A 25,730-nucleotide genomic window follows, 5' to 3' on the forward strand; every position below is an offset into this window, starting at 1 on the left:
TTACATATTGGCGTAAACCGGCCCCTCGCCACCCTGCGGCGGCACCCAGTTGATGTTCTGGTTGGGGTCCTTGATGTCGCAGGTCTTGCAGTGCACGCAATTCTGGGCGTTGATGACGTAGACTTGCCTGCCATCCTTTTCCACCCACTCATAGACGCCAGCCGGACAATAACGGGTCGAAGGACCGGCATAGACGTCATGTTCGGAGCGCTTCTGCAACTCCATGTCCTTTACCTGAAGATGCACCGGCTGGTCCTCCTCATGGTTGGTGGAGGACAGGAATACCGAAGACAGGCGGTCGAAGGTCAAAACGCCATCCGGTTTCGGATAGGCGATCGGCTTGTGCCTTGCAGCCGGTTCGAGGCTCTGCGCATCCGTCTTGCCGTGCTTCAGCGTGCCGAAGAACGAGAAGCCGAACAGCTGGTTCGTCCACATGTCGAGACCGCCAAGGCCGATGCCGACCAGCGTGCCGAATTTCGACCATAGCGGCTTGACGTTGCGCACCCGCTTCAGATCCTTGCCGATATCGCCTTCGCGCCATTCGGCCTCGATCTCCGCCACCTCGTCATGGGCGCGGCCGGCCGCAATCGCCGCGGCGATCTTGTCCGCCGCCAGCATGCCCGACAGAACCGCGTTGTGACTGCCCTTGATACGCGGCACGTTGACGAGACCGGCCGAACAGCCGATCAGCGCGCCGCCGGGGAAAGTGAGCTTCGGCACCGACTGGTAACCGCCCTCGGTGATGGCGCGCGCGCCATAGGAGATGCGCTTGCCGCCCTCGAACGTATCGCGGATCGCCGGATGCGTCTTGAAGCGCTGGAATTCCTCGAAGGGATAAAGATAGGGGTTCTTGTAGTTGAGGTGCACCACGAAGCCGACGGCGACGAGATTGTCTTCCAGGTGATAAAGGAAGGAGCCGCCGCCGGTCTTGAAACCGAGCGGCCAGCCGAAGGAATGCTGCACAAGGCCCTGCTTGTGCTTCTCCGGCTTGACCTGCCAGAGTTCCTTGATGCCGATACCGAATTTCTGCGGCTCGCGATCCCTGGAGAGGTCGAATTTGGAAATCAGCTGCTTGGCGAGCGACCCACGCACGCCTTCGCCGATCAGCACATATTTGCCGTGCAGCTCCATGCCGCGGGTGAAGTTCGGGCCCGGCTCGCCGTTTTTCTCGATGCCCATATCGCCGGTGGCGACGCCGATGACGGCGCCTTCTTCGTTATAAAGCACTTCCGTGGCGGCAAAGCCCGGATAGATCTCGACACCGAGCCCTTCCGCCTTTTCCGCCAGCCAGCGACAGACCAGCCCGAGCGAGACGATGTAATTGCCGTGATTGTTCATGAGCGGCGGCATCATGAAATTCGGCAGGCGGATGGAACCGGCAGGGCCTAAAAACAGGAACTGGTCGTCCTTGACCTCGGTCTTGAAGGGATGCCCCTCCTCTTCGCGCCAGCCGGGCAGCAGACGGTCGATACCGATTGGATCGACAACCGCGCCGGAGAGGATATGGGCGCCGACTTCCGCACCCTTTTCGAGAACGACAACCGAAAGCTCCGGCTCCACCTGCTTCAGCCGGATCGCGGCGGCAAGACCCGCAGGACCCGCGCCAACGATCACAACGTCGAATTCCATCGCTTCGCGTTCGGGCAGTTCCATCGCTTCCGTCATCTCATCCTCTCAGGTCGCCGGTCCCGTCCGGCTGTTGTTATATCCGCTTTCCGCCATTCGCAGGGCATTGCCGGTGCGAGGCAAAAGCCCGTGCGCAACAAGGAGTTCGCCTCCCCTGTCTTCGCAAAGCACGACGCCTTTGTCGAGCTTCTATAGCGGCAAAACATGTCGCACGCCAGTCAATTGTCAGACAACCTGACGATTGATATATTACTTTTACGTTCACGTAAGATTAGAATAGAAGTGACGGGCACGGGCGTCAAGCGTTGTCCGCACCTGCCGATCAGGAGAACCACCCTTCCCGCCTTCGCTTGATCGCGGACCGATCCTGCGCCAAGCCTCCACTTCACGCGGGTTCCATCAAGGCGACATCCACCCGATCAGCTGCCACTACAGGTCCCACTTGAAATTACATTAGCGCTAATGTAAATCACCTCTCATGACGATCAACCACAGGCCCGGTCTGGGCGAACTCCTCCGTTATGTCGGCGAACTTGTCGATCAAGGCGCCGCCGAGCGTTATCGCGCGCTCGATATCGACTATCGCCCCCGCTACACGCCGGTGCTGCGCGCATTGAGCGCCGGCGCCGTGACGGTGACGGATATCACCACCGCCAGCAGCCTCACCCAGGGCGCGATCAGCCAGACGGTCAGCCTGATGCTGAAAGACGGGCTGGTCGTTCGTCATGCACTGGATGATGGAAGGAAAAGCGGCCTCAAGCTGACCGAGCGCGGTCTCCAACTTCTGCAAAAGCTGGAGCCGCACTGGGAAACGACCTTCCGCGCAATTCGCGACCTTGAGGCGGAGATCGGCTTTCCGGTTCTGAAAATTCTTGGAGGCCTGGCAACGGCCCTCGAAAGGCAGGGCTTCGCGGATCGACTGGCGGAGGCGGAAAAAGCGGGAAAGCACGATGACTAGGAAAGCCGACATGACAGCGCAAAACTGGTTCGACACGGGCGGCAGCGCCTATGCATTGTTCAGACCGGAATATCCGGCGGGGCTTGCGCGGTTTCTGGCGCGGGCGGTGGATGGACGCGGCTTGGCCGTCGATGTCGGGTGCGGAAACGGGCAGCTGACGCGGCAGCTCGCGGACCATTTCAACAGTGTGATCGGCATCGATCCCAGCGCGGACCAGATCGCGAATGCGCGCCGGCATGGCAATATCGACTATCTCTGCGCCCCCGCGGAACAGCTGCCGCTGCCGGAGAAAAGCGCGAGCCTGATCACGGCGGCACAGGCGGCCCACTGGTTCGACCTGCCGCGGTTTTACGCCGAGGTGCAGCGCATCGCCGAAGACGGCGCACTCATCGCGCTGGTCAGCTACGGCGTCATGCAACTTGCGCCTTCAGAGCTGCAGGATCGATTCGACAGATTCTACCGCGACGAAATCGGCCCCTACTGGCCGCCGGAACGCAAGCTTGTCGATTCCGGATATGCCGAGATCGAGTTTCCGTTCGAGGAGATGCCCTACCCCGACATGACGATCGATCGTGTCTGGGAGCTGGGGGAGTTTCTGGGCTATCTGTCGACCTGGTCGGCTGTCCGGCGTGTCAATGAGGCAGGCCGCGACGACATTCTGGAAAGTTTCGTGCACGATATCTCGGCCCTCTGGGGCGACCCGGCGCGCAAGCTGCCGGTTTCATGGCCGATCAACATGCGATTGGGGACGATATGAACCAGCCTGCCACGCCGCCGCCGCTCGCTGTCGGACTGCGCCATGTCGAGCGCCTGCTGGTCGCGCCGCTTCACACCGTACCGGAGATCGACGATTCCTGGCCGGGCTTTCGCGACATGCCGCCGGTTCTGGCCACCGCAATCATGATTGCCTTCATCGAAGAGACATGTGTGCGGGGCCTGCGGCCCTTCCTTGATGCGCGGCAACGCACTGTCGGCACGCATGTCGATGTCAGCCACGTCGCGGCAACGGCCGTCGGGATGACGGTTACCGCCGAAATCGAGCTGACCGAAATCGACGAAAAATCGCTTCTTTTCAGGGTGACCTGCCGCGACGAGGCGGGACTGATCGGCGAGGGAACCCATCGGCGCGCCATCGTCGATATCGACCGCTTCATGAAGAAATTGGGGGAGAAATCCGCAGCGATGGCGGCTTCTCCGGGACCGGCAGCGGCCGTGGTTCTGGCAACGCTCGGCCTGCCCGTTCCCCAAAGGGGATAAGGCGGGCATCTGCCGGCCACGTCCGATGCGGATCGTTTCTCAGGCGAAAATGCGCGCGCGGCTTTCAAGATCGCGGCTGACTTCGACATAAGGTGCGGGTCCGAAGCTGATCCGGGCCACGCCGAGCTTCGCCAATGCGCGAACCTCCTCCACGTCCCCCGACGTCATGACGTTGACCGGAAGGCTCGCCTGCCTGCATATTTTTTCTATCAGCTTTTTATCCTTCAGCCCCGGCACGAAGAAGCCATCGGCCCCCGCTGCGGCATAAGCGGCCTCGCGGGCGAATGCTTCGTCCAGCAAGGACGCGTGATCGACACCTTCGGCGGCCTTGAGAAACACATCCGTTCTCGCATTGATGAAAGCCGGGACACCCGCATCGCTTGCCGCGCTGCGAACAGCCCGAAGCCGATCCGACTGATGATCGATGCCATGCAGGCCGTCGTCGTGCACCACCTGGTCCTCGAAGTTCAAGCCGATGACGCCGAGGGCAAGCAGACGGCCCACATTCTGCCTGACGGCGGCGGGATCATTTGCGTAACCGCCTTCAAAATCCACAGTGAGAGGCAGGTCCACACATTTCGTTATGCGCGCGACAACCGAGAGCGCGTCATCCAGCGGCATTTCCTCACCATCCGAATAACCCTGTGCCGCTGCGACAGACCAGCTTCCGGTCGCCACCGCCTTCGCCCCGCCGCGTGCAACGGCGACTGCGCTTCCCGCATCCCAGATGTTGTAAAGGACGATCGGGTCGCCCGGAATATGCAAGCTGCGGAATATTTCCGCACGTTCGATTTGACTGTTCATCGCGGTCTCTCCTGTGATCGATATTGCTGAGCTTTCGCTCGTCCAATCAGTCGTTACAGGCGCCTGAGGCCGCCGCAACAACCCGGAAACTGCTAACACCGGCCGCGCGTTGCGACCGCCGATTTTCGGGCGTCGATTTCTTTATTTCCAGATATCGCACGAAACCGATCGCACGACGACCCATCCTCGGCCGGACAGCGAACCGGTGTGGACCGACTGCGAAAACCAGCGCTCCGACGCCAACTTCAGGATCACCGGCATGACCCTTCCGGGCCAGCCGACACCATTCAGATCGCCCACTCCTCATCGGTGGTGAAAACGATGGTCAGCCACCGATCCGTTCCCTCGCCGCCGAGTGCGTCGCCGATCTCGTCACGGATCGCATCCCATTCCTCCAGACGCCGGGCGGGCCAGTTCTTCGGGACGATGAAGAAAAGTTCGATCTGCCGGCCCCGGCCGACGCGCGCCACATAGGAATAATGCGAGGAGAAGCCGAATTTCTGCACCGTCTCGGCCGCCACCCGGTCCACGTGCTGCTTGAATTCCAGCGGTGTGACCAGAAGAATATCGGCCAGCGCCTGTTTCACATTGCCGAGCGGCATGGGGATGATGACGAGGCAGACCAGCACCAGCACGGCCGGGTCGACATAGGGAGAGAGCCACGCCTGCGCCGTTCCCGTCAGCCCGTAACCGATGGCGAAGGCGATGAAGAGCGCCACGCTCAACAGCGCGCTCATCAGCCAGCTTTTGGCATCCAGCGCCACGAAGGCGGATTTCAGCCTGCGGTTCTGCCTTTTGACGAACCATGCCATGGCGAGCGAGACGGCGAAGCTGACGAAGGTGACGATGATGGCGTAGTCGAACTCGATCGCCCTGCCGCCATCCATCAGGCTGTCGACGGCATTGATCAGCGCATAGATCGCCGCGCCCATCAGAAGCGTGCCGTTGAGGCCGAGCACCATCGGCTCCAGATGCCAGAAACCCATGGTGAAACGTTCCACCAGCCTGCCACCCGGCCTTGGCGCGGCGGAGGCGGCAATCAACCGTGCCACGAGCAGCGCCAGCACCGTCATGAAAGCATCGGTCAGGGCATAAACACCGTCGAAAACCACCGCGAAGGAACCGGAGAACAGGCCCGCGCCAATGCCGAAGAGCGCCAGCACAACCGTGACGGCGATGGAGAATTTCAGCAGAGATTGTTCTGTCATGACGTGTATTTGACCTTCAAAACCGGACGCCACCTTCCTATAAACAGCACATACGGCACTCACAAGACAGGACAAACCCCATGGATTTCGGCATTTCCGGCAAACGCGCCCTCGTTCTCGCCTCTTCTCGCGGCCTTGGGCTGGGCATCGCCACGGCGCTCGCCAAGGAAGGCGCACATGTTCTCCTCGTCGGCAGAAGCGGCGAAAAGCTGGAAGCGAATTGCAAGGCCATCAACGCGCTCGGCAAGGGCAAGGCCGACTGGGTCTGGGGTGATCTCGCAGACGACAACTTCGTCGAGGCCATGGTTCAGGCCGTCAAGGACAAGCTCGGCGGCATCGATATTCTCGTCAACAATACCGGCGGCCCGACGCCGGGTCTCGCACAGGAGATGACGGGCGAGAAACTGGATACCTTCTTCCAGTCGATGGTGCTGCGCGTCATCACCCTTACCAATGCGCTGCTGCCGCAGATGAAGGAACAGGGTTTTGGCCGCATCCTGACCGTCGCCTCCTCCGGCGTGTTCGAGCCGATCGCCAATCTGGCGCTGTCCAACACGCTGCGTGGCGCGCTGGTGGGCTGGAGCAAGACGCTGTCCACCGAAGTGGCCGGTTTCGGCATCACTTCCAACCTGCTTCTGCCCGGCCGCATTCACACCGACCGTATCGACGAGCTGGACGGCGCCAACGCCAAGCGACTGGGCAAAAGCGTCGAGGAAATCCGCGAGGCTTCCGTCAAGAGCATTCCCGCCGGCCGCCTCGGCACGGTGGAGGAATTCGCCGCCGCCGGCGCCTTCCTCTGCTCGGTACCGGCAAGCTACATCACCGGCACCATGCTGCGCGTGGATGGCGGCGCCGCGAAATCGAACTGAGGCCGCAACGCGGCTACCGGGCCGCTTCGTAGATCACGAAGCGGTTTCGGCCGGTATTCTTGGCTTCGTAAAGGGCCGTGTCGGCGCGGCGCAGAACATCGCTGGCGCTCTCGCCGGGATTGGCAAAGGCGATGCCGGCCGAGCAGCTGTAGCGGAAATCCGGCATGTCCCCGAGCGGTGATGCATCCGCCAGCGACGACAGCAGCCCCCGCATGACGGTCTCGGCGCTATGCATCCGCGAACCGCTGAGGACCAGCAAAAACTCCTCCCCGCCGATCCGGCCCACAAGATCGTCGCGGCCGACGCTCGCGGAAAGCCGGGCGGCGAAATCCTTGAGGACCAGATCACCGCAGGCATGTCCGAAGCGGTCGTTCACCGACTTGAAATGATCGATATCCATGATGATGACGGCGAGCGCCTGCGCCTTGTTGGGGCCGAGCATGTGATTGAGGCTATCCATGGCGTAGCGGCGGTTGCCGAGACCGGTCAGTTCGTCGCTCAGCGCCGACTTCAACGCCCTGTCGCGCTCCTGCCTGAGATCGCGCAATTCGATGCCGAGTTCGGAAATATCGGTGACGACACACAGCATCCAGCCGCCCGGCAAAGTCGTTTCGGTCGTCAGCACCCAGCGCCCGTCATTGAGACCGGTCTCGATGGTGCGGAAGGGCAGCTTGCCGCGCCGCGTTTTGGCGGAACGCAGCCAGAGTTCGAAATCGGAGGTTTCGATGGCGGTGCCGGTGGAGCTGCGGTAGCCGTTACGCATCAGCTCCACCCAGCTCTGGAAATCATCCGGTCCGATGCCGAGCGCCTTGCGAAACGCCGTATTGGCGAAACGCAATTCGTCGCTGCCGTCAAAAAGCGCATAACCCTGCTGCGATGCCTCCATGAGGTTGAGAAGCTGCCGGTTGAAAACCGCCATCTCGCCCCGCACCGAGCCGGAACAGTCCAGCGACACATCTTCGAAGGGGGAACTAACCATCTTGTTGGGCATCGATTTTTCCGGGTTGGGAGGATAACAGGTGGAAATTTAATATAATAATTTTGTGATATTAGTATAAGTTGCCTGTTATATATGAATCCGACTGTCTCCATCGTCATCTAAACTTCAAACCTTCACCATCATAAGCGAAAATCCCTAAAAATATTGTAGAAAACAATCGCGTTCCTGCACCAGCGCATGGAAAATCGTTTACCATCCGTCCCCCTCGCAACCGCTTCCCGGCCTGCCTCGAGGGGCAAACGGGGCAAGCCGTCCGGCAGCGTTTGGCTGGAAAACGGCGGGCCGGCGCTTGCCATTCCATCTGCCCTGTGCAATCAACCGCCCTCCTCTGACATCGGGACGCCAAGGGCATCCCTTATTCTCACGCCGGGCCGCCCAAGGGCCGGGCGAATATCTCTATCGGCGACAAGGATATGGCGATGACGCAAAAGCGGGCACTTGGCCTCGATTTCGGCACGACCAATACGGTCATGGCTCTTTCCAACGGTGGCGGCGACAGCCGCTCCATGCGTTTCACCAGCAGCGCCGGCACGGATGACAGCATGCGCACGGCGCTCTCCTTCATGAAGGATGCGGGCCTGGGTGCCGCCGCGCTGCATGTGGAAGCGGGCCACGCCGCCATCCGGCAATTCATCGACAATGCCGGGGACTGCCGTTTCCTGCAGTCGATCAAGACATTCGCGGCCTCGCCGCTGTTTCAGGGCACGCTGATCTTCGCCAAGCGCCAGAGCTTCGAGGATCTGATGGACGTGTTCCTGCGCAAGCTGAAAACCTATGCGGGGGATGAATGGCCGGGCGACGTCTCGACCGTCATCGCCGGCCGGCCGGTGCGGTTCGCCGGCAACAATCCGGACGAGGCGCTCGCGCTTGCCCGCTACAACGAGGCGCTGACGCGGGCCGGGTTCCCGGACATCCACTATGTCTACGAACCGGTGGCGGCCGCTTATTATTTCGCCCAGAGCCTGAAGAAGGACGCCAATGTGCTGGTGGCGGATTTCGGCGGCGGCACGACGGACTATTCGCTGATCCGCTTCGAGACCCATGCCGGCAAGCTTTCCGCCACCCCTATCGGCCATTCCGGCGTCGGCGTGGCGGGCGACCATTTCGACTTCCGCATGATCGACAATCTGGTCTCGCCGGAAATCGGCAAGGGCAGCAAGTTCAAAAGCTTCGACAAGGTTCTGGATGTGCCCTCGGGCTATTACGTGAATTTCGGCCGCTGGAACCAGCTGTCGATCTTCAAGACCTCCAAGGAATTCACCGACCTGAAATCGCTGGTGCGCTCGGCGCTGGAACCGGAAAAGCTCGAACTCTTCGTCGATCTCGTGGATCACGACGAGGGTTATCCGCTCTATCAGGCGATCTCCGCCACCAAGATGGCGCTTTCCTCGGCTGAAGAGGCGGAATTCAACTTCGCGCCGCTCGGCAAGGCCGGGCGCAAAATGGTGAAACGCAGCGATTTCAACAGCTGGATCACCGAAGACCTCGCCAGGATCGAGGATGCGCTGGACGAGGTTCTGGAGAAGACACAGGTCGCTCCGGATGCAATCGACAAGGTCTTTCTCACCGGCGGCACCTCCTTCGTGCCGGCCGTGCGCGAGCTTTTCACCCGCCGTTTCGATGCCGACCGGATCGAAAGCGGCGGCGAGCTGCTCTCGATTGCCCATGGTCTCGCCATGATCGGCGAAAGCGGCGACATTCAGCGCTGGACAGCGTGATTTACGGGTTCCCCGGGCGGGGAACATGGGGTAATTTCCGCCCATGATCGCCGCCCACGACCTCTCCCCGGCCGAACTCGCCGCCCTTCTGCATTTCCATGCGGATGCGGGCGTGGACTGGCTGCTGGAAAACCAGCCGGTCGACCGTTTCGCCGAATTCGCCGCCGCCCGCCCTGCCCGGCCGCAACCGGGCCAGGAGACGGGCGCAGCCGCACGCCAGCCTGGCCAGCCCACGGCGGAACGGGCCGCGGACCCATACTCTCAACAGTCGCCGCAGCCGAAACGCCAGACGCCGGCACGCGGCGCGCCAGCAGCCCCGGCGGTGCAGCAGAATGTTGCCATGCCGGACGAACAGGCCGTGGCGGCGGCGCGTTTTGCGGCCGAAAGCGCAAGGTCGCTGACAGAGCTGAAAACCGCCCTTGAGGGCTTCAGCGGCTGCAATCTGAAAAACAGCGCCCGCAATACGATCTTTGCAGATGGCGACCCCGCTTCCGCCATCATGGTCATCGGCCCCATGCCTGACGCCGATGACGACCGTGAAGGCCTGCCCTTTGCCGGCAGGACCGGCCTTTTGCTCGACCGGATGCTGGCGGCCATCGGCCTTGAGCGCAGCACCGTCATGCTCGGCAATGTCGTGCCCTGGCGCCCGCCGGGCAACCGCCCGCCGACGCAGGCGGAGATGGATATCTGCCGCCCCTTCATCGAGCGCCAGATCGCCCTTGCCGAGCCAAAACACCTGTTGCTTCTCGGCAACTTCACCGCACGTTTCTTCTTCGGCGGCACCGGCACGATCCATACGCTGCGCGGACAGTGGCGTGATGTCGCAGCCGGACACCTGATTTTGCCAGCTCTGGCCAGCCTGCATCCGCAGGAACTCTTGAATGCGCCAGCCAGCAAGTCATTGGCATGGCAGGATTTATTAGCTTTTCAGGCAAAGATTGCCGAAGGCTGACTGCCTTATTCTTGCTCAATGTAAACGAATTATGAAAAAAGCCATGCACAATGCGCATAACAGCGGCGCATTTAGCCAGCTTGCCGAATCCATGCTGCGCTGCGATATACGGCCATGTCTTGGGAGGAATTCGGTTTAAGGAACCAAGGCAATGACCACTCGCTTCCGTCCGGTACATTCCGGCTTTGAAACGCTCCGTCTGGCGGGCCTCGGCCCACGCTCCAGTCAGGGCTACCATCGTTTCGGCGCTGCCGCAAACGAACAAATGACCGCACGCGCTGCCATGCAGCAGGTCCGCGTGACGCGTCCTTCGGCTGTCTTTGCGGATTTCCGCGAGCGCTGAGAGCACTCAGGCCAGTCTAGCGCTGGTCCACAGATATGATTGCGCGCTGGCGTCTTTCTTCGGGAAGGCGCCTTTTGCTTTTGCGGGTTTTGCTGAGAGAGACGGCGAGGTTAAGAACCTTGCCAAATACTCTGACGTCATCCTCGGGCTTTTCGTAGTGTTGTCCGGTTCAGATTTCTGCACGCTCATGACATCGAAATTGAGGGCGCAAGGGACGAATGTTTCCCGCGACGTCATCCTCGGGCTTGACCCGAGGATCTAATCACCTCAACAAAATCAAAACGTTGACAGATCCTCGGGACAAGCCCGAGGATGACGCCGAGAGAAGAAATACCCGTCGCCATCAACTTCAACGGAACATATCGGGGGAATGGCGACTTCACCCCTGCGGCGTAGAGGCCTTGCGGGCCGCCCGTCTTGCCAGACCCAGCTGATGCTCTCGGAAGATGATGAATATGCCGGCAAGGATGACGATCGCCGTGCCGATCAGCATGGTGAGCGTGGGGATGTCTCCGAACAGAATGTAGGAAACTGCGATCCCGAAGACGATGGAGCTGTATTCGAAGGGTGCGATGACCGAGACTTCGGCATGGCGGTAGCTCTCCGTCAGGAAAATCTGCGCAACGCCGCCGCAGATGCCGCTGGTAATCAGCAGCATGGCCTGCGTCATGCTCAGCGCGCTCCAGCCGAAGGGAACGCTGACGAGCGACAGCAGGGTAGCGGTGAGCGAAAAATAAAGCACGATGGTCGGCGTTTTTTCGGTATCGACCAATTGCCGCACCTGGATCATCGCCAGCCCGCCCAGCGCCGCGCCACACAGCACGGCAATCGCCCCCAGCCCCTCGCCGGCGGCGAAACCGCCTTCCCGCAGAAGCGTCATCTTCGGCCACAGGATCACCAGCACGCCCATCATGCCGACGAAAACCGCGCTCCAGCGATAGATGCGCACCTTCTCATGCAGGATGAAGGCGGCGAAGACGACGGCGAGAAGCGGTGAGGCATAACCGATGGCGATGAATTCCGGCAGCGGCAGCATGGTCAGCCCGTAAAAGCCGCAGGCCATGGACAGGATGCCAAGAAAACCGCGCTTGAAATGGCCGAGAAGATTGTTGGTATGCAGCGCGCTGGTCAGCGCCTGCAGCCAGGCGAGATAAACGACAATCGGGATAATCGCGAAGGCGGAACGGAAGAAGGTGATCTGGCCGGCCGGCACATCGGGACCGGCGGCCTTGATACAGGTCTGCATGACCAGAAACAAGCCGACCGAAATCAGCTTCATGCTGATCCCGCGGAAGGGATTGGTCGGTTCGGCGTTCATTGGCAGTTACTCATGTCGGCTGCGCAAACACGCCATCAGGATATTTTTCATGCGGGGAGGACGACGCAGGGGAATTGGATTTGCGCAACGCTAGAGCATTCCATCCGCCCTTTACATCAAAAAATGTTATTCACTCATGAATTCGGTTGATTTGGTGACGGCAAGGGATTGCTTCCCCGTTTTCTAAGCCTCTCCTCCCGCGATTCCGGCCTTGAGCCAGAATGACGAAAGGAGAATATTTGTATTGCGTCAGACCAAAAACGACACGCGCTAAAATTTGAAGAAAATAAAATATAATTTCAGCAATCGTTCAACATTTGCTGCGAAGGTCCATGGGTCCGGCGGCGGGGAGGATCGTCTGCATGGCCGGAAAAGCCTTCCATGGCGGGACAGAACGTCCTCCGACGCGCACATGAACGTGACGAATACTCTACCCATTTTACATCCGGGACTTATGGCGACATGATGCCGGGAAGACCACGCTAAGTTATTCAGGAACAGTCATGCGAACAGACACGGGCCAGATCGTTCACCTGGCAGATTACCGCCCCACCGATTTCGTTCTGGAGCGGGTGGATCTCACCTTCGAACTCGACCCCAGGAATACCAAGGTCGAAGCCCGTCTGATCTTTCACCGGCGCGAAGGCACTGAGCGGCAGGCGCCTCTGGTTCTCGATGGCGACGAACTGACGCTTTCCAGCCTGCTGCTCGACCAGGTGGAGGTTCCCGCCGGCCAATATGAGGCGACGCCCGACAGCCTGACGATCCGCGACCTGCCGGCGGAGACGCCTTTCGAAATCTGCATCACCAATTACATCAATCCGCAGGTCAATACGCAGCTGATGGGGCTTTATCGCACCAATGGCGTTTATTGCACCCAATGCGAGGCCGAAGGTTTCCGCCGCATCACCTATTTCCCCGACCGCCCCGATGTTCTGGCGCCCTATACGGTAACGATCATCGCGGCGAAGGAAGGCAATCCGCTGCTTTTGTCGAACGGCAATTTCCTCGGCGGCGGCAATTACGACGAAGGCCGGCACTTCGCCGCCTGGTTCGATCCGCATCCGAAACCCAGCTATCTCTTCGCACTCGTCGCCGGTGATCTCGGCGTGGTGGAAGACACCTTCACCACCATGTCCGGTCGCGAAGTGGCGCTGAAGATTTATGTCGAGCACGGCAAGGAGCCGCGTGCGGCCTATGCCATGGACGCGCTGAAGCGTTCGATGAAATGGGACGAGGAGCGTTTCGGCCGCGAATACGACCTCGATATCTTCATGATCGTCGCCGTATCCGATTTCAACATGGGGGCGATGGAGAACAAGGGTCTCAACGTCTTCAACGACAAATTCGTGCTGGCCGATCCGGAAACCGCCTCCGACGCGGATTACGCCAATATCGAGCGCATCATCGCGCATGAATATTTCCACAACTGGACCGGCAACCGCATTACCTGCCGCGACTGGTTCCAGCTGTGCCTGAAGGAAGGCCTGACGGTTTATCGCGATCAGGAATTTTCCGCCGACATGCGCTCGCGCCCCGTCAAGCGCATCGCCGATGTACGCCATCTGAAATCGGAGCAGTTTCCGGAAGATTCCGGTCCGCTGGCGCATCCGCCGCGTCCCGACACCTACCGCGAAATCAACAATTTCTACACGACGACCGTTTATGAAAAGGGTGCCGAAGTCACCCGCATGATCGCCACGATCCTCGGTGCTGACGATTTCAAGAAGGGCATGGACCTTTATTTCGAACGTCATGACGGCGAAGCGGCGACGGTTGAGGATTTCGTCAAGAGCTTTGCGGATGCCAGCGGCCGCGATCTTTCGCAGTTTTCGCTGTGGTACACCGAGGCCGGCACGCCGCTGGTCTCCGTCTCCGCCGCTTACGACACGGGCAAGGCCACGTTCAGCCTGACACTGGAACAGACCACCACACCGACACCCGGCCAGCCGGTGAAACAGCCGCGGCACATCCCGTTGTCGCTGGCGCTGATCCTCGACAACGGCCAGATCGCCGAACCGCAGGCCGTCGAAGGCGGTGAGTACCGCAATGGTGTATTGCACCTTACCGGGCGCAATCAGACATTTTCCTTCTCCGGTATTTCTTCACGGCCGGTTCTGTCGATCAACCGCAGCTTCTCCGCGCCGGTCAACATGCATTTCGAACAGAGCGCGGCCGATCTGGTGCAGATCGCCCGGCATGAGACTGACATGTTCGCCCGTTTCCAGGCGCTCACCGATCTCTCCTTGCCGGTGCTGATTGCCGCCACCAAGGCGGTGCAGAACGGTGAAGAGATCCGCACGGATGCGGACCTCACCGCGACGCTTATCGAAATCATCGGCAATGATGCGCTTGAGCCCGCTTTCCGCGCACAGGCGCTGGCGCTGCCGAGCGAGACGGATATTGCCCGTGAACTGGGCGGCAATACCGATCCGGACGCCATTCACAAGGCGCGCAACGCCACGATCAAGGCGGTGGCGACAGCCGGGCTTGAAACCCTGCGGCGGCTTGCGGACGATGCGGGTGACAGCGACGCCTATAGCCCGGATGCGGACAGCGCCGGACGCCGCTCGCTGCGCAACGGCGCATTGACCTACCTCGCCTTTGCCGAGGAGACACCGGAACGCGCGGCGAAAGCCTATGCCGACGCCACCAACATGACCGATCTCGCCCATGCGCTCGGCGTACTGACCCAGCGTTTCCCCGACAGCGCCGAGACGAAAGAAGCGCTCGCCGCCTTCGAAACGCGCTTTGCCGACAATGCGCTTGTCCTCGACAAGTGGTTTTCGCTGCAGGCCGCCATTCCCGGCGACGGCGCGCTTGATCGCATCAAGGCGCTGATGAAATCGAAACATTTCATCGCCACCAATCCGAACCGCGTCCGCTCGCTGGTGGGCACGCTTGCCTTCGCCAACCCCACCGGCTTCCACCGCGCTGACGGCGCCGCCTATCGGTTCCTGGCGGAACAGATCATCGCCATCGACAAACGCAACCCGCAGCTTGCCGCGCGCATTCTCACCTCCATGCGTTCATGGCGGTCTCTGGAGGCAAGCCGCGCCGAACACGCCCGGGCGGCACTTTCGACCATTGCCTATGCGAAGGGCCTGTCCACGGATGTGAGCGACATTGTCGGGCGCATCCTGAAGGGCTGAACCCGCAATTGCGCTCCGCCAATATTCCGGACATGCCAAAACGCCGTCTTGATATCCATCAAGGCGGCGTAACGCATTGCGCAACATGATGGTTTGGAGCGGCCGCAAGCGGCCCCGAACCAGAAAGGATTGCAGATGACCGACATGTCCAGGACCAGCGCTTCATTTGCGCGCTTCACGACTGACGCTCCCACCCACAGTGCCGCATGGCTTCAGGCCGTGCAGGGTCTCGGTATGGCGTCCACGCTCGATCGAAAGACCCAAAGCCTGATCTATATCGGCATTCTGGCCGCCCTGCGCTTTGAAAGCGGCATCGGCTTTCATGTCATGGAAGCCAGGGCGCGTGGCGCAAGCCGTGAGGATATCATCAGCGCGGTGCTGACCGGTCTGCCGGCTGCGGGCAATGGCGTCATCAGCGCGCTCGGCCCTGCCCTCGAGGCCTTTGACGGCACCTGAAACACGCTTCCACCCGCGCCGCGCAATAGCCGGCATTGGACTGCCGGCTCACTGATTTCACTCATTATTCCCGATTTTGGCAGAGCGGAAACAAACCGTCCCGAAAAAATACGGAGTCGGTTCAAGGGGTTAAAATTCTTTTAACTTTTGCCTCTGGACACGGCGAATCGCATTTGATTCATTGGAGATATTCGAGCGGCGGCGCTTCGAATCACTGGGGACATCTAAAAGGCGGGACAATGACGAACGTGCGGCGGGCGACTGCGGGCGATGAGCGGCCGTATGCCAAATTTTCTGATCTTGCGGCCTGGGGCGAAAGGCTCTCCAGCGACCTGATGGGTTTGATGAATGGCTCCGACCGCCCGGCACCGCAGGTCGAGACCCTGCTGAAGCGCCTGATACCCATTCTCATCCTTGCTTTCCTTGTCGTCGTCGCGGCCTCGCGCATGCTCGGCATCGTTGCCGAATACAGCCGCATGGAAGAGGCCGCCCGCCACTCCACGGCGCTGACGGCGCTGACCGCCAAGGCGGCACTTCTCAACAACGGCACCGTCTTTCCCGCGCAGGACCGCGCCCGCGCAGAGGCAAGCCTCGTTTCGGCGCTACCCTCTGGCAGCCTTGCCGATGGCACCATGGTGCTGCTCTCCGGCAGCAATGGCCGGATTTTCGCCGGCGCCGGCAAGGAAGCAATGCTCTATATCGGCACGTCGCTGCCCGCTTTGCTTCCCGAAATCGCCATCGTCCAGCGTTTTCCCGGCGCACCCGGCACCATCGAGACCAACATTGACGGCCAGCAGCATTATGCGACGATGATCCCCTTCGGCGATGATGGCGCGATGGTGATCGCTGCGCGTTCGCTGCAGCCGATCCGCTCCTTCTGGCGCAGCGAAATCGCCATGAACGTCACGCTGTTTGCCGGCATCTCCTCGATCCTGCTCGTCGTGCTCTACGCCTATTACATGCAGGTGAAGCGCGCCCGCGACGCTGACGACATTTTCGCCGAATCCAACCTGCGGGTGGAAACGGCGCTGTCGCGCGGCCGTTGCGGGTTGTGGGATTTCGATCTTTCCTCGCGCCGCATGTTCTGGTCCGGTTCGCTCTACGAAATTCTGGGCATGCCGCCCAAGGCTGCACCACTGTCGTTTTCCGACGCGGCCCGGATGATGCATTCCGAAGACGGCAATCTCTATGAACTGGCCCGCGCGGTGGGTTGCGGCAATCTGCGCCAGATCGACCAGATTTTCCGCATGCGCCATGCCAAGGGTCATTATGTCTGGCTGCGCGCCCGCGCCCAGGTCATCCGCACCAATAACGGCCCGCGCGTCATCGGCATCGCCATGGACGTGACCGAACAGCACCGCCTCGCCCAGCGTTACGCCGAGGCCGACCAGCGCCTTGCCGACGCAATCGAATCCACCTCGGAAGCCTTCGTGCTGTGGGACAAGAACGACCGCCTCGTGATGTGCAACACCCACTATCAGAAGGCCTACGGCCTGCCTGATAGCGTGCTGGTGGCCGGCACCGAGAAAAGCACCGTGCATGCGGCGGCGGCGCGCCCGGTGGTGGAGCGGCGGGTTGCGGACCCCGACCAGTCCGGCCTGTCGCGCACTACGGAAGTGCAGCTGGCCGATGATCGCTGGCTGCAGATCAACGAGCGCCGCACCCATGACGGCGGCCTCGTTTCGGTCGGCACCGATATCACCCTGCTGAAACGCCATCAGGAACGGCTGCGCGATTCCGAGCGCCGGCTGATGGCGACCATCGGCGACCTCTCCGCCTCGCAGCACAAGCTGGAGCGGCAGAAGACCGAGCTTTCCGACGCCAACGCCAACTACCTGGCTGAAAAAGAGCGCGCCCAGGCCGCCAACCGGGCTAAATCCGAATTCCTCGCCAATATGAGCCATGAGCTGCGCACGCCGCTCAACGCCATTCTCGGCTTTTCCGAAATCCTGCAAAACGAGATGTTCGGGCCGGTCGGCTCGCCGAAATATTCCGAATATGCCCGCGATATCCATGACAGCGGCAAACACCTCTTGAACGTCATCAACGATATTCTCGACATGTCGAAGATCGAGGCGGGCCATATGCGCATCAACCGCGAGACCATCGATCTCGCGCCGCTGATCGAGGAAACCCTGCGTCTCACCGCCATTCAGGCCGAACAGAAGAACATTACCGTTCAGCAGAAGGTCTGCGCCGGGCTGACCATGCAGGGCGACCGCCGCGCCATGAAGCAGATCATGCTCAACCTGCTGTCAAACGCCGTGAAGTTCACCGGCGATGGCGGTCGCATCGCGCTGCGCACCCATGTGCACGAGGCCGCGATGATCCTCACCATCGCCGATACCGGCATCGGCATTCCCACCCAGGCTTTGGAAAAGATCGGCCAGCCCTTTGAGCAGGTGCAGAGCCAATATGCCAAGAGCCAGGGCGGCTCCGGCCTTGGGCTTGCGATTTCACGCTCGCTGGTGAAGCTGCATGGCGGGACGATGAAAATCCGCTCTTGCGAGGGCCGTGGCACGGTGGTGACGATCATCATTCCGCATACGGCGGGGTACTGCGGGACGGTGCATTGAGTTGGCGTCGGACGCGCTGACCATCCTGCAATAAGTATTGGCGGAGCGCGCAGTACCCCCCTCTGCCCTGCCGGGCATCTCCCCCTCAAGGGGGGAGATCGATACGCGGCACTCTTCAGCCCATCTCCAACGTTGCGCATGAGCGAGCGTTAGCTCCCAGCTGATCTCCCCTCTTGAGGGGGAGATGCCCGGCAGGGCAGAGGGGGGTATCGCACCCACCAACACTAACCACCATTCTTCACCGTTCCCACAAACGCCTTCCGCACCGCCTTCGCCAGCCGCTTCACCTCTCCCTCAAGCGTCGGGATGTCAGGGCAATCCCCTGCCCGGCACACGAGATCGATCAATCCGGCCGGCGCCTCCTTCGGATTGAAGGTGCCGTCGATGCACAGCCGCACGATCTGCGAGATTTCAGTATAGAGCCCCATCGCCGCCATGCAGTCGTCAAAGGCCTGCGGCTCCATGACAGGCGCGGCAAGCGCCTGCAACGCCTCGGCCGTGTTGCGCCCCGGCTCATGCGCGGCAAGCCCCTTCACCGGCCCCACCAGCGCCAGATATTGGGCGATGAATTCGAGGTCGATCAGGCCGCCATTGATGAGCTTGAAATCCCAGTTATTTTCCGGCGGTTTCTCCTGCTCGATCAGGCTGCGCATCTCCAGCACATCGGCGGAAACCTTGGCCAGATCGCGTTTTTGCGAAAGGATGGAGGCGATGATGCGGCGTGCATCTTCCATCAAGGAGGCTTCGCCGCAGATGAGCCGGGCGCGGGAGAGCGCCATGTGCTCCCAGGTCCAGGCTTCCTCACGCTGGTATTTCTCGAAGGCGGAAATGCGGGTCGCCACCGGCCCCTTGTTGCCGGAGGGGCGCAGCCGCATGTCCACTTCGTAAAGCACCCCTTCCGCCGTCGGTGCGGAAAGTGCCGCGATCAGCCTTTGCGTGACGCGGGTGAAATAACGCACGACATCCAGCGGCTTTGCGCCGGTCGATTCATGGGCATCATCGTCATAATCGTAAAGCAGGATGAGATCGACATCCGAACCGGCGGTGAGCTCGAAGGAGCCAAGCTTGCCCATGCCCATGACGGCCACGCGCCCGCCGGGATAAGGCCCATGCGCCACTTCCATCTCGGTGAGCACCGCATTCAGCGCCGCCTCGATCACCAGATCGGCAAGGTGGGTGAAGGCGCGGGCGGCGACCTCGCCACGGATCGCCCCGGTCAGGAGCCTGACGCCGATCAGGAAGCGCTGCTCGGCGGCAAAAATGCGCAGCCGGTCGAGAATATCCTCGTAGTGGCGGGCATTGGAGAGGAAGTTCCCCATGCGGTGGGCGAGATAATCGCGTGTCGGCACGTCGCTCATCAGCGCGGGGTCCAGCATGCCGTCAAAGACATGCGGGCGGGCGGCGATGATTTCGGCCAGACGCGGAGCCGATGACATGATCGTTACCAGGAGCGACAGAAGCGCCGGGTTGTTGCCAAGCAGCGAAAAGAGCTGGATGCCCGCCGGCAGGCCGGAGAGGAAATTGTCGAAGCGCAGCAGCGCCTCGTCCGCCCGCTTGCTTTCGCCGAAGGCCCGCAGCAGGTCCGGCGTCAGTTCTGTCAACCGCTCGCGCGCCTCCACCGATTGTGTCGCCCGGTAACGGCCATTGTGCCAGGTGCGGATGACGCGGGAAATATCTTCCGGCCGCTCGAAGCCGAGGGTGGAGAGCGTCTTTAACGTATCGGGGTCGTCCTTCTGGCCGGTGAAGACCAGATTGCCGGCCTCGCCTGACAGTTTCACCTCCTGCTCGAACAGCGCCGAATAACGCCGCTCCACCAGTCGCAGCACCTCCTCCAGCTTTTCCGAAAAGGCCCTTGTATCCTCGAAACCGAGCATGAAGGCGATGCGCTTCAATTCGGCTTCGGTATCGGGCAGCACATGGGTCTGCTCGTCGCGCACCATCTGGATGCGGTGCTCCACCTCGCGCAGGAACCAGTAGGCTTCGGTGAGACTGTCGCGCGTTTCGGCGTCGATCCACTTCGCCTCCGTCAGCGCCGCCAGCGCCTCCTCCGTCGCCCGCACACGAAGCGGCGGCATACGGCCACCGGCGATAAGCTGCTGCGTCTGCGCGAAAAATTCGATCTCGCGAATGCCGCCGCGGCCGAGCTTGACATTGTGGCCCTTCACCGCGATTGCACCATGGCCCTTATGCGCATGGATCTGCCGCTTGATGGAGTGAATATCGGCAATCGCCGCGTAATCGAGATATTTGCGGAAGATGAAGGGCGTCAGCTCACGCAGGAAGTTCTCCCCCGCCTTGATGTCGCCAGCCACCGGCCGTGCCTTGATATAGGCGGCACGCTCCCAGTTCTGGCCCCTGCCCTCGTAATAAAGCAGCGCCGCCTCCACGGGAATCGCGAGCGGTGTCGAACCGGGGTCGGGGCGTAGCCTCAGATCGGTGCGGAAGACATAACCATCCGCCGTGCGCTCCTGCATGATACGCACGAGACGGCGCATCATGCGGCCGAAATTCTCCGTTGCATCATAAGGATCGTCCATGATGCCCGCCGAAGGTTCGAAGAACACGACGGCATCGATATCGGAGGAATAGTTGAGTTCGCGCGCGCCGAGCTTGCCCATGCCAAGCACGATCAGGCCGGACCCCTCGCTCGGCGCGGCGGCGTTCTTCAGTTTCAGCTTGCCGCTCTCATGGGCGGAAAGCAGCAGGTGATCGATAGCGGCGGAAAGCGATGCATCCGCCATCTCGCTCAGCCAGCGCGTCGTATCGCGGGCAGTGAAGATGCGGGCGAGATCGGCGAGCGCCGCAACGAAGGAAAGCCGTCGCTTGGCAACGCGGAGCCGCGACATCACCTCGTTTTCGGTGGGCACGCCACCTTCCTCGCCCGGCTTCCAGCAGTCGCGTGCCTCACGGACGAGATCGGCCAGCAATGGCTCCAGCGGTTTTGAAATCGCCAGCGACAGCAGCCCCTCATCCGCCGCCGCCATGTCGCGCAGATAGGGCGACAGCGTGAAAGCACTGGCGATAAAATCCTTCAGTGGGCTTTCGTCTGCCAGCAACGCGGCCACCGCCGGCTCGTTTTTGCCGATATCCTTCAGGGTCGAAAGAACGGATTTCAGTTCCGTCTGCGTATAGGGGCGGATCACGCCCGGCAGAACCTCGTTCAGCCGCCTTCCGGCGCTTTCAGGTTTCGTCACTGTCTCTCTCCCTCTTGCCGCTGTCGCACCCGCATTCTTCGGCCGCGGCGGTTTCAGGACGGGCCACTCCCCGCAAACCGCCCTGCCGCCGCACCCGGCCGAAGCCTGGGGTGCATAGACTTCGCGTTGTAACAAATGCGGGGCGCTTTGCGATCAGGAAAACCGTTTTCGCCGATGTTTTCCAAAACCGCCCCGGATTTTCACGCCGAAGCGCAGGTGCCGGCAGTGCGTAATGTCTCCGCAATTGTGCCCGCGTAGCGTCATCCTCAACGAAACCCGACTCCCGGGTTTTCCAACGCCCGATGCTGCAACGGATATGATCATGAGAGAATTTCTTACTGTGAAATGGCAAAAGAACCTGCGTGCGATGGCGCTCTGCCTGGCAACGCTGCCCATGGCGCAAGCCGTCTGCACACCCGTTTTCGCCGCCGATATCGGCAAATCGGACCGGGTGGCCGATCCGCAGGGCAATTTCGACAATGCCCGCTACAGCAGTTCCAGCGACTGGAAGATCACGCTCGGCGTCGGCGCCGCCTATGCCCCCAAATATGAGGGTTCGGACAAACTCGAAGCAGGCGCGGTTCCGCTGGTGTCCGTGCAATATGGCGATACGCTGAGCATCGATTTCAGCGGCGCCACCGTCAATCTCCTGAACCAGAACGGCTTCCGGCTGGGCATCAAGGGCGGCTGGGAAGCCGGACGCAAGGAAAAGGACGACAAGAAGAACCTGCGCGGTCTGGGCGACATCAAGGCGGGTGGCGTGGTTGGCGGCGTCATCGCTTATGGCGTCGAGCCTTTCGAAATCTACGCCAAGGTGGACAAGACCATCGGTGGCAGCGAAGGCCTGACGGCGACCGTCGGCGCCAGTGTCTCGCACAAGGTCGACCAGTTCATTCTCGGTGCGGACCTTTCCGCCACCTGGGCGGATGACAACCACATGAAATCCTATTTCGGCGTGACGTCGGCGCAATCGGCCCGCTCCGGTCTGCGCCGCTACGACGCGAAGGCCGGTTTCAAGCGGATCGACGCCAGCGCCTCTATCTCCTACCTGATGACGGAAAACTGGGTTCTGACCGGCACCGGCGGCGTCGGCTTCCTGCTGGGCGATGCCAAGGACAGCCCGATCGTGAAGAAGGACATACAGCCATTTGCGATGGTGGGCGTGGCCTATACGTTCTGAGCCGCAAAGCGGGAACATGCGCCGCAGCGGCATGTTCCCGCGAGACCAGGAGGAAAGACCGGAACTGCGGACATCGTGCGGCCAGCGCACCCTTTCCGCGCTGTCAATCGCATCCGTCCCGCCGGGGGTGCCGCATGTCTTGTGCGTGCGGCAATCACCGCAGTCAAAGAATCCTGTCCCTATATTGCGGCGGCGCCACCCAGCATTGCGCGCGCTTTCCGAACCAACGGTAGCGATTGCGTGCGACACAGCGATAAACGGGATCGCGCAAAAATGCGGGGATGATGCGAAGGACGGCAAGCAGCCGCCAAGGCAAGCCAAGCGCCTCGTAGATGCTCAAAACAGCGTCGCTATCCTGCCGCACCCTGCCGCCGTCCACGACCAGCAGGCTGACCGGATCTTTCGGGTCCATGCCGTGCCGCCGGTAGATTTCCGCCCCGGCCGCCCCCTGCATGGATGCCAGCCGGAAATATCCCCGCGTGTCATGCCGCAGCACGAACTGGGCATTGACGGAACACAGCACACATTCAGCGTCGAACAGAATGATGGGGCCATGCGGGTCGCCGGCCGGGGGCGTTGTGCCTGCCATCTGTCACAAGTCCTTTTGCCGATCGCCATGGGATCGACGAATAAAGTGCGGCAATAATCTCCGCAATATTCTTCCGATCTTCTTTTAATTCAATCTCAAAAGACCGTTATGTCTCGAACGGAGAAGAATTTCCGCGCAAATATCCGCGATCAGCACGAGCTTTGCCAGGCCGGCTCATGCACGAGAGACAGCGTTGCCGCACCCAGCCGTCAGGCCGCCGTTTTATGGCTTTGGAAGGGGAAAGACCATCGAGACGGTCAAGCCCGGGCAAGCCGCATTCGAGGCATCGGTGTCCGACAGCACCAGCGATCCGCCGTGCAATTCCATAACGGCCTCCACCAGCGAGAGGCCGAGGCCGGTGCCCGGTTTGGAGCGGCTTTCGTCCAGCCGCACGAAACGTTTCAGCACTTCGCCGCGTTTGTCGGCAGGAATGCCCGGGCCATTATCGGCAACGGAGAGCACGATTGCCTCCGGCTCTTTTACCAGCCGGACGGCAAGTTTTTTGTCACCCTCGCTTTCGCAGGCATATTTCATGGCGTTGTCGATGAGGTTCGACAGGGCCTGGCCGATCAGTTCGCGGTTGCCCTGCACCGAAAGGCCGGGCTCAATCTGCGCTTCGAGCGCAAGGCCGGCGTCCTCGGCCACCGGTTCGTAAAGCTCGGCGCTGTCGGCGGCAATCGCAGACATGTCCACATCGGTCATTTCGGCGGCAATCGAGCCTGCCTCGACACGGGAAATCATCAGCAGCGCGTTGAAGGTGCGGATAAGCTGGTCGGACTCGGCGATGATGCCCTCGAGCGCCGCGCGCCGTCTGGTCTCGTCATCATCGTCAAGCGCGGCAGCCGCCTTGTTGCGCAACCGCGTCAGCGGCGTTTTGAGGTCGTGGGCGATATTGTCGGAAACCTGCCGCAAGCCCTCGTTCAATTTTTCGATGCGGCCGAGCATGGCGTTGAGCGAACCCGACAACCGGTCGAACTCATCGCCCGAGCGGCCCTGCGGCAGACGCTGCGAAAGATCGCCGGCCATGATCTTCTTGGTCGCCGCAGACATGCGGTCGATGCGCTTCAGCGCATTGCGGCCGATGCCGAACCAGATGAGCAGCGCACCGCCGCTCATGATCGCCAACGCCACCATCAGCGCATTGCGCACGAGTGCGCGGAACTTTGTCGGCTCGCCGAGGTCGCGGCCGATCAGGATGCGCAGACCATTGTCCAGCAGGAAGACGTTGGCCGTGGCAAGATGCTGGACGCTGTCGCCGCTTTCGGAATAACGCTCGTAACGGAAGGGAAATCCCGTCCAGCCTTCCTTGTCGAAGACGCCGGGCTGCACGGAGGCGACGTTGCCGGCGAGGATTTCGCCATTCGGCCCGGCGATGACATAAAGGCTCGCACCCGGCTGGCGGGCGCGGCGCTCCATCATCCTGAGCAACGGGTTGATGCCGCCGCGATTATAGATACGCTGCACATCCGAGACTTCCTGAAGGACGGCATCGCGCGTCTGCTGGTTCAGCAGCCGTTCGGAAAGGGCGGTGACATAAAACACGAGAAAGGCGGCGCAGAGCGCAAACAGCAGGATATAGAGCGCCGATAGGCGCACCGCCGTCGATCTGAACAATATTCTGAGGCGGGCCATTTTCGCCAATCAGCCCTCATCCTTCATCATGTAACCGGCGCCGCGAATGGTCTTCAGCAGCGGCTTCTCGAAGTCCTTCTCGATCTTGGAACGCAGGCGGGAGACATGCACGTCGATGACATTGGTCTGCGGGTCGAAATGATAATCCCAGACGTTTTCCAGCAGCATAGTGCGGGTGACGACCTGGCCGGCATTCTTCATCAGATATTCCAGCAGGCGGAATTCACGCGGCTGGAGGAGGATTTCCTTGCCGCCACGGCGGACATCATGGGAGAGCCGGTCAAGTTCGAGATCGCCGACGCGGTAGACCATGTCCTGCTCGGGCTTGCCCTTGCGGCGGCCCAGCACCTCGATGCGGGCGAGCAATTCGGAAAAGGCATAGGGCTTCGGCAGATAATCGTCACCGCCGGCGCGCAGGCCGGTGACGCGGTCATCCACCTGCCCCAGCGCGGAAAGGATCAGAACCGGCGTCTCGATGCCGCGGCGGCGCAGCTCGCTGATGACGGAAAGCCCGTCACGGCGCGGCAACATGCGGTCGATCACCATGACGTCGTAGGCGTTCTCGCAGCCCATGAACAGACCGCTCTCACCGTCGCTCGCGTGATCGGCGACGATCCCGGCTTCGCGGAACGCCTTGGTCATATAGGCCGCAGCCTCCAGGTCGTCTTCAATGACAAGAATCTTCATGTGCGGGACAATAGCGCCCTCGCCCTTTTCCGCACAACCGGAAAGAGATGCGACAGACATTTCCTGAACCTTGTTTTCCATGAGGTTTCCTCCGCGATGCTGCCTGGACCGGCGTTGCGGGTCCTTTCTTCTCCCCGCCGGGGAGAAGGTGGCCCGAAGGGTCGGATGAGTGGGCAAGCTCGCGATCTATCGCTGACGCCGCTCCCTCATC

The 25,730-nt window shown here is 61.2% G+C and carries 20 protein-coding genes; 11 read left to right on the top strand and 9 right to left on the bottom strand.

The window, feature by feature from the left end; translation table 11 throughout:
* Complete coding sequence (locus tag JZX88_RS21575) at positions 1-1,665, bottom strand: electron transfer flavoprotein-ubiquinone oxidoreductase (protein ID WP_206914652.1); 1,665 nt, start codon at positions 1,663-1,665, stop codon at positions 1-3.
* Between the two features lie 439 nt (positions 1,666-2,104).
* Here JZX88_RS21575 and JZX88_RS21580 point away from each other — a divergent pair, with 439 nt between their 5' ends.
* From JZX88_RS21580 to JZX88_RS21590, 3 genes are read left to right on the top strand one after another with little or no spacing between them, the layout of a single operon-like run.
* Positions 2,105-2,584, top strand: a complete 480-nt coding sequence (locus JZX88_RS21580) for a MarR family winged helix-turn-helix transcriptional regulator (RefSeq protein WP_206914653.1) — start codon at positions 2,105-2,107, stop codon at positions 2,582-2,584.
* A 10-nt stretch (positions 2,585-2,594) separates the two neighbouring features.
* Positions 2,595-3,341 (top strand): class I SAM-dependent methyltransferase, encoded by a 747-nt coding sequence (locus JZX88_RS21585; protein WP_246753516.1) that lies wholly within the window; start codon positions 2,595-2,597, stop codon positions 3,339-3,341.
* The gene (locus JZX88_RS21590; RefSeq protein WP_206914655.1) at positions 3,338-3,841 is read left to right on the top strand and encodes a thioesterase family protein; all 504 of its coding nucleotides are present in this window, start codon (positions 3,338-3,340) and stop codon (positions 3,839-3,841) included. Before JZX88_RS21585 ends, JZX88_RS21590 begins: the two co-directional genes overlap by 4 nt.
* Before the next feature lie 39 nt (positions 3,842-3,880).
* Here JZX88_RS21590 and JZX88_RS21595 read toward each other — a convergent pair whose 3' ends face one another.
* Both JZX88_RS21595 and JZX88_RS21600 read right to left on the bottom strand, forming a co-directional pair.
* The gene (locus JZX88_RS21595; protein ID WP_206914656.1) at positions 3,881-4,645 is read right to left on the bottom strand and encodes an isocitrate lyase/phosphoenolpyruvate mutase family protein; all 765 of its coding nucleotides are present in this window, start codon (positions 4,643-4,645) and stop codon (positions 3,881-3,883) included.
* 287 nt (positions 4,646-4,932) lie between these two features.
* Complete coding sequence (locus JZX88_RS21600; protein WP_142855533.1) at positions 4,933-5,853, bottom strand: cation diffusion facilitator family transporter; 921 nt, start codon at positions 5,851-5,853, stop codon at positions 4,933-4,935.
* Between the two features lie 80 nt (positions 5,854-5,933).
* On the opposite strand from JZX88_RS21600, the gene JZX88_RS21605 reads away from it, so the two are divergent.
* Positions 5,934-6,722, top strand: coding sequence for an SDR family oxidoreductase (locus tag JZX88_RS21605; RefSeq protein WP_065115228.1), 789 nt, complete (start codon positions 5,934-5,936; stop codon positions 6,720-6,722).
* Positions 6,723-6,735: 13 nt separating this feature from the next.
* Here JZX88_RS21605 and JZX88_RS21610 read toward each other — a convergent pair whose 3' ends face one another.
* Positions 6,736-7,641 carry a sensor domain-containing diguanylate cyclase gene (locus JZX88_RS21610; RefSeq protein ID WP_077767794.1) on the bottom strand — a complete coding sequence of 302 codons (906 nt, stop codon included), beginning with the start codon at positions 7,639-7,641 and terminating at the stop codon, positions 6,736-6,738.
* Positions 7,642-8,141: 500 nt separating this feature from the next.
* Between JZX88_RS21610 and JZX88_RS21615 the strand changes: the two genes are divergently transcribed.
* The 3 genes from JZX88_RS21615 to JZX88_RS21625 all read left to right on the top strand — a co-directional run bounded on the left by JZX88_RS21615 (position 8,142) and on the right by JZX88_RS21625 (position 10,735).
* On the top strand, positions 8,142-9,440 hold the full coding sequence (locus tag JZX88_RS21615) for an Hsp70 family protein (RefSeq protein ID WP_065116168.1): 1,299 nt from the start codon (positions 8,142-8,144) through the stop codon (positions 9,438-9,440).
* A 43-nt stretch (positions 9,441-9,483) separates the two neighbouring features.
* Positions 9,484-10,392: a uracil-DNA glycosylase family protein gene (locus tag JZX88_RS21620; RefSeq protein ID WP_174031030.1), complete on the top strand. Its 909-nt coding sequence runs from the start codon at positions 9,484-9,486 to the stop codon at positions 10,390-10,392.
* A gap of 151 nt (positions 10,393-10,543) precedes the next feature.
* Complete coding sequence (locus JZX88_RS21625) at positions 10,544-10,735, top strand: hypothetical protein (protein ID WP_003509784.1); 192 nt, start codon at positions 10,544-10,546, stop codon at positions 10,733-10,735.
* Between the two features lie 379 nt (positions 10,736-11,114).
* On the opposite strand, the gene JZX88_RS21630 is transcribed toward JZX88_RS21625, so the two are convergent.
* The gene (locus JZX88_RS21630) at positions 11,115-12,053 is read right to left on the bottom strand and encodes a DMT family transporter (RefSeq protein WP_206914657.1); all 939 of its coding nucleotides are present in this window, start codon (positions 12,051-12,053) and stop codon (positions 11,115-11,117) included.
* A gap of 503 nt (positions 12,054-12,556) precedes the next feature.
* Here JZX88_RS21630 and pepN point away from each other — a divergent pair.
* The 3 genes from pepN to JZX88_RS21645 all read left to right on the top strand — a co-directional run bounded on the left by pepN (position 12,557) and on the right by JZX88_RS21645 (position 18,237).
* Positions 12,557-15,205, top strand: coding sequence for an aminopeptidase N (pepN, locus tag JZX88_RS21635; protein ID WP_206914658.1), 2,649 nt, complete (start codon positions 12,557-12,559; stop codon positions 15,203-15,205).
* A gap of 135 nt (positions 15,206-15,340) precedes the next feature.
* Entirely contained in the window at positions 15,341-15,661 is a 321-nt protein-coding gene (locus JZX88_RS21640) for a carboxymuconolactone decarboxylase family protein (protein ID WP_206914659.1), read from the top strand.
* Positions 15,662-15,900: 239 nt separating this feature from the next.
* A complete protein-coding gene (locus JZX88_RS21645) occupies positions 15,901-18,237 on the top strand; it encodes a PAS domain-containing sensor histidine kinase (protein ID WP_206914660.1) in 2,337 nt (778 codons plus the stop codon).
* Between the two features lie 224 nt (positions 18,238-18,461).
* Here the strand turns inward: JZX88_RS21645 and JZX88_RS21650 are convergent, their stop codons facing one another.
* A complete protein-coding gene (locus tag JZX88_RS21650; RefSeq protein ID WP_206914661.1) occupies positions 18,462-21,431 on the bottom strand; it encodes a bifunctional [glutamine synthetase] adenylyltransferase/[glutamine synthetase]-adenylyl-L-tyrosine phosphorylase in 2,970 nt (989 codons plus the stop codon).
* A gap of 322 nt (positions 21,432-21,753) precedes the next feature.
* On the opposite strand from JZX88_RS21650, the gene JZX88_RS21655 reads away from it, so the two are divergent.
* Positions 21,754-22,611 carry a MipA/OmpV family protein gene (locus JZX88_RS21655; protein WP_371741220.1) on the top strand — a complete coding sequence of 286 codons (858 nt, stop codon included), beginning with the start codon at positions 21,754-21,756 and terminating at the stop codon, positions 22,609-22,611.
* Between the two features lie 163 nt (positions 22,612-22,774).
* On the opposite strand, the gene JZX88_RS21660 is transcribed toward JZX88_RS21655, so the two are convergent.
* From JZX88_RS21660 to JZX88_RS21670, 3 genes are all read right to left on the bottom strand, one after another.
* Positions 22,775-23,200, bottom strand: a complete 426-nt coding sequence (locus JZX88_RS21660; RefSeq protein ID WP_065115218.1) for a thiol-disulfide oxidoreductase DCC family protein — start codon at positions 23,198-23,200, stop codon at positions 22,775-22,777.
* 222 nt (positions 23,201-23,422) lie between these two features.
* Positions 23,423-24,832 (bottom strand): HAMP domain-containing sensor histidine kinase, encoded by a 1,410-nt coding sequence (locus JZX88_RS21665; RefSeq protein WP_065116167.1) that lies wholly within the window; start codon positions 24,830-24,832, stop codon positions 23,423-23,425.
* A 9-nt stretch (positions 24,833-24,841) separates the two neighbouring features.
* Positions 24,842-25,600, bottom strand: a complete 759-nt coding sequence (locus JZX88_RS21670; RefSeq protein ID WP_035218197.1) for a response regulator transcription factor — start codon at positions 25,598-25,600, stop codon at positions 24,842-24,844.
* Positions 25,601-25,730 lie beyond the last annotated feature (130 nt).

The organism is Agrobacterium sp. OT33 (assembly GCF_017313365.1).
Classification (GTDB): Bacteria; Pseudomonadota; Alphaproteobacteria; order Rhizobiales; family Rhizobiaceae; genus Agrobacterium; species Agrobacterium rhizogenes_A.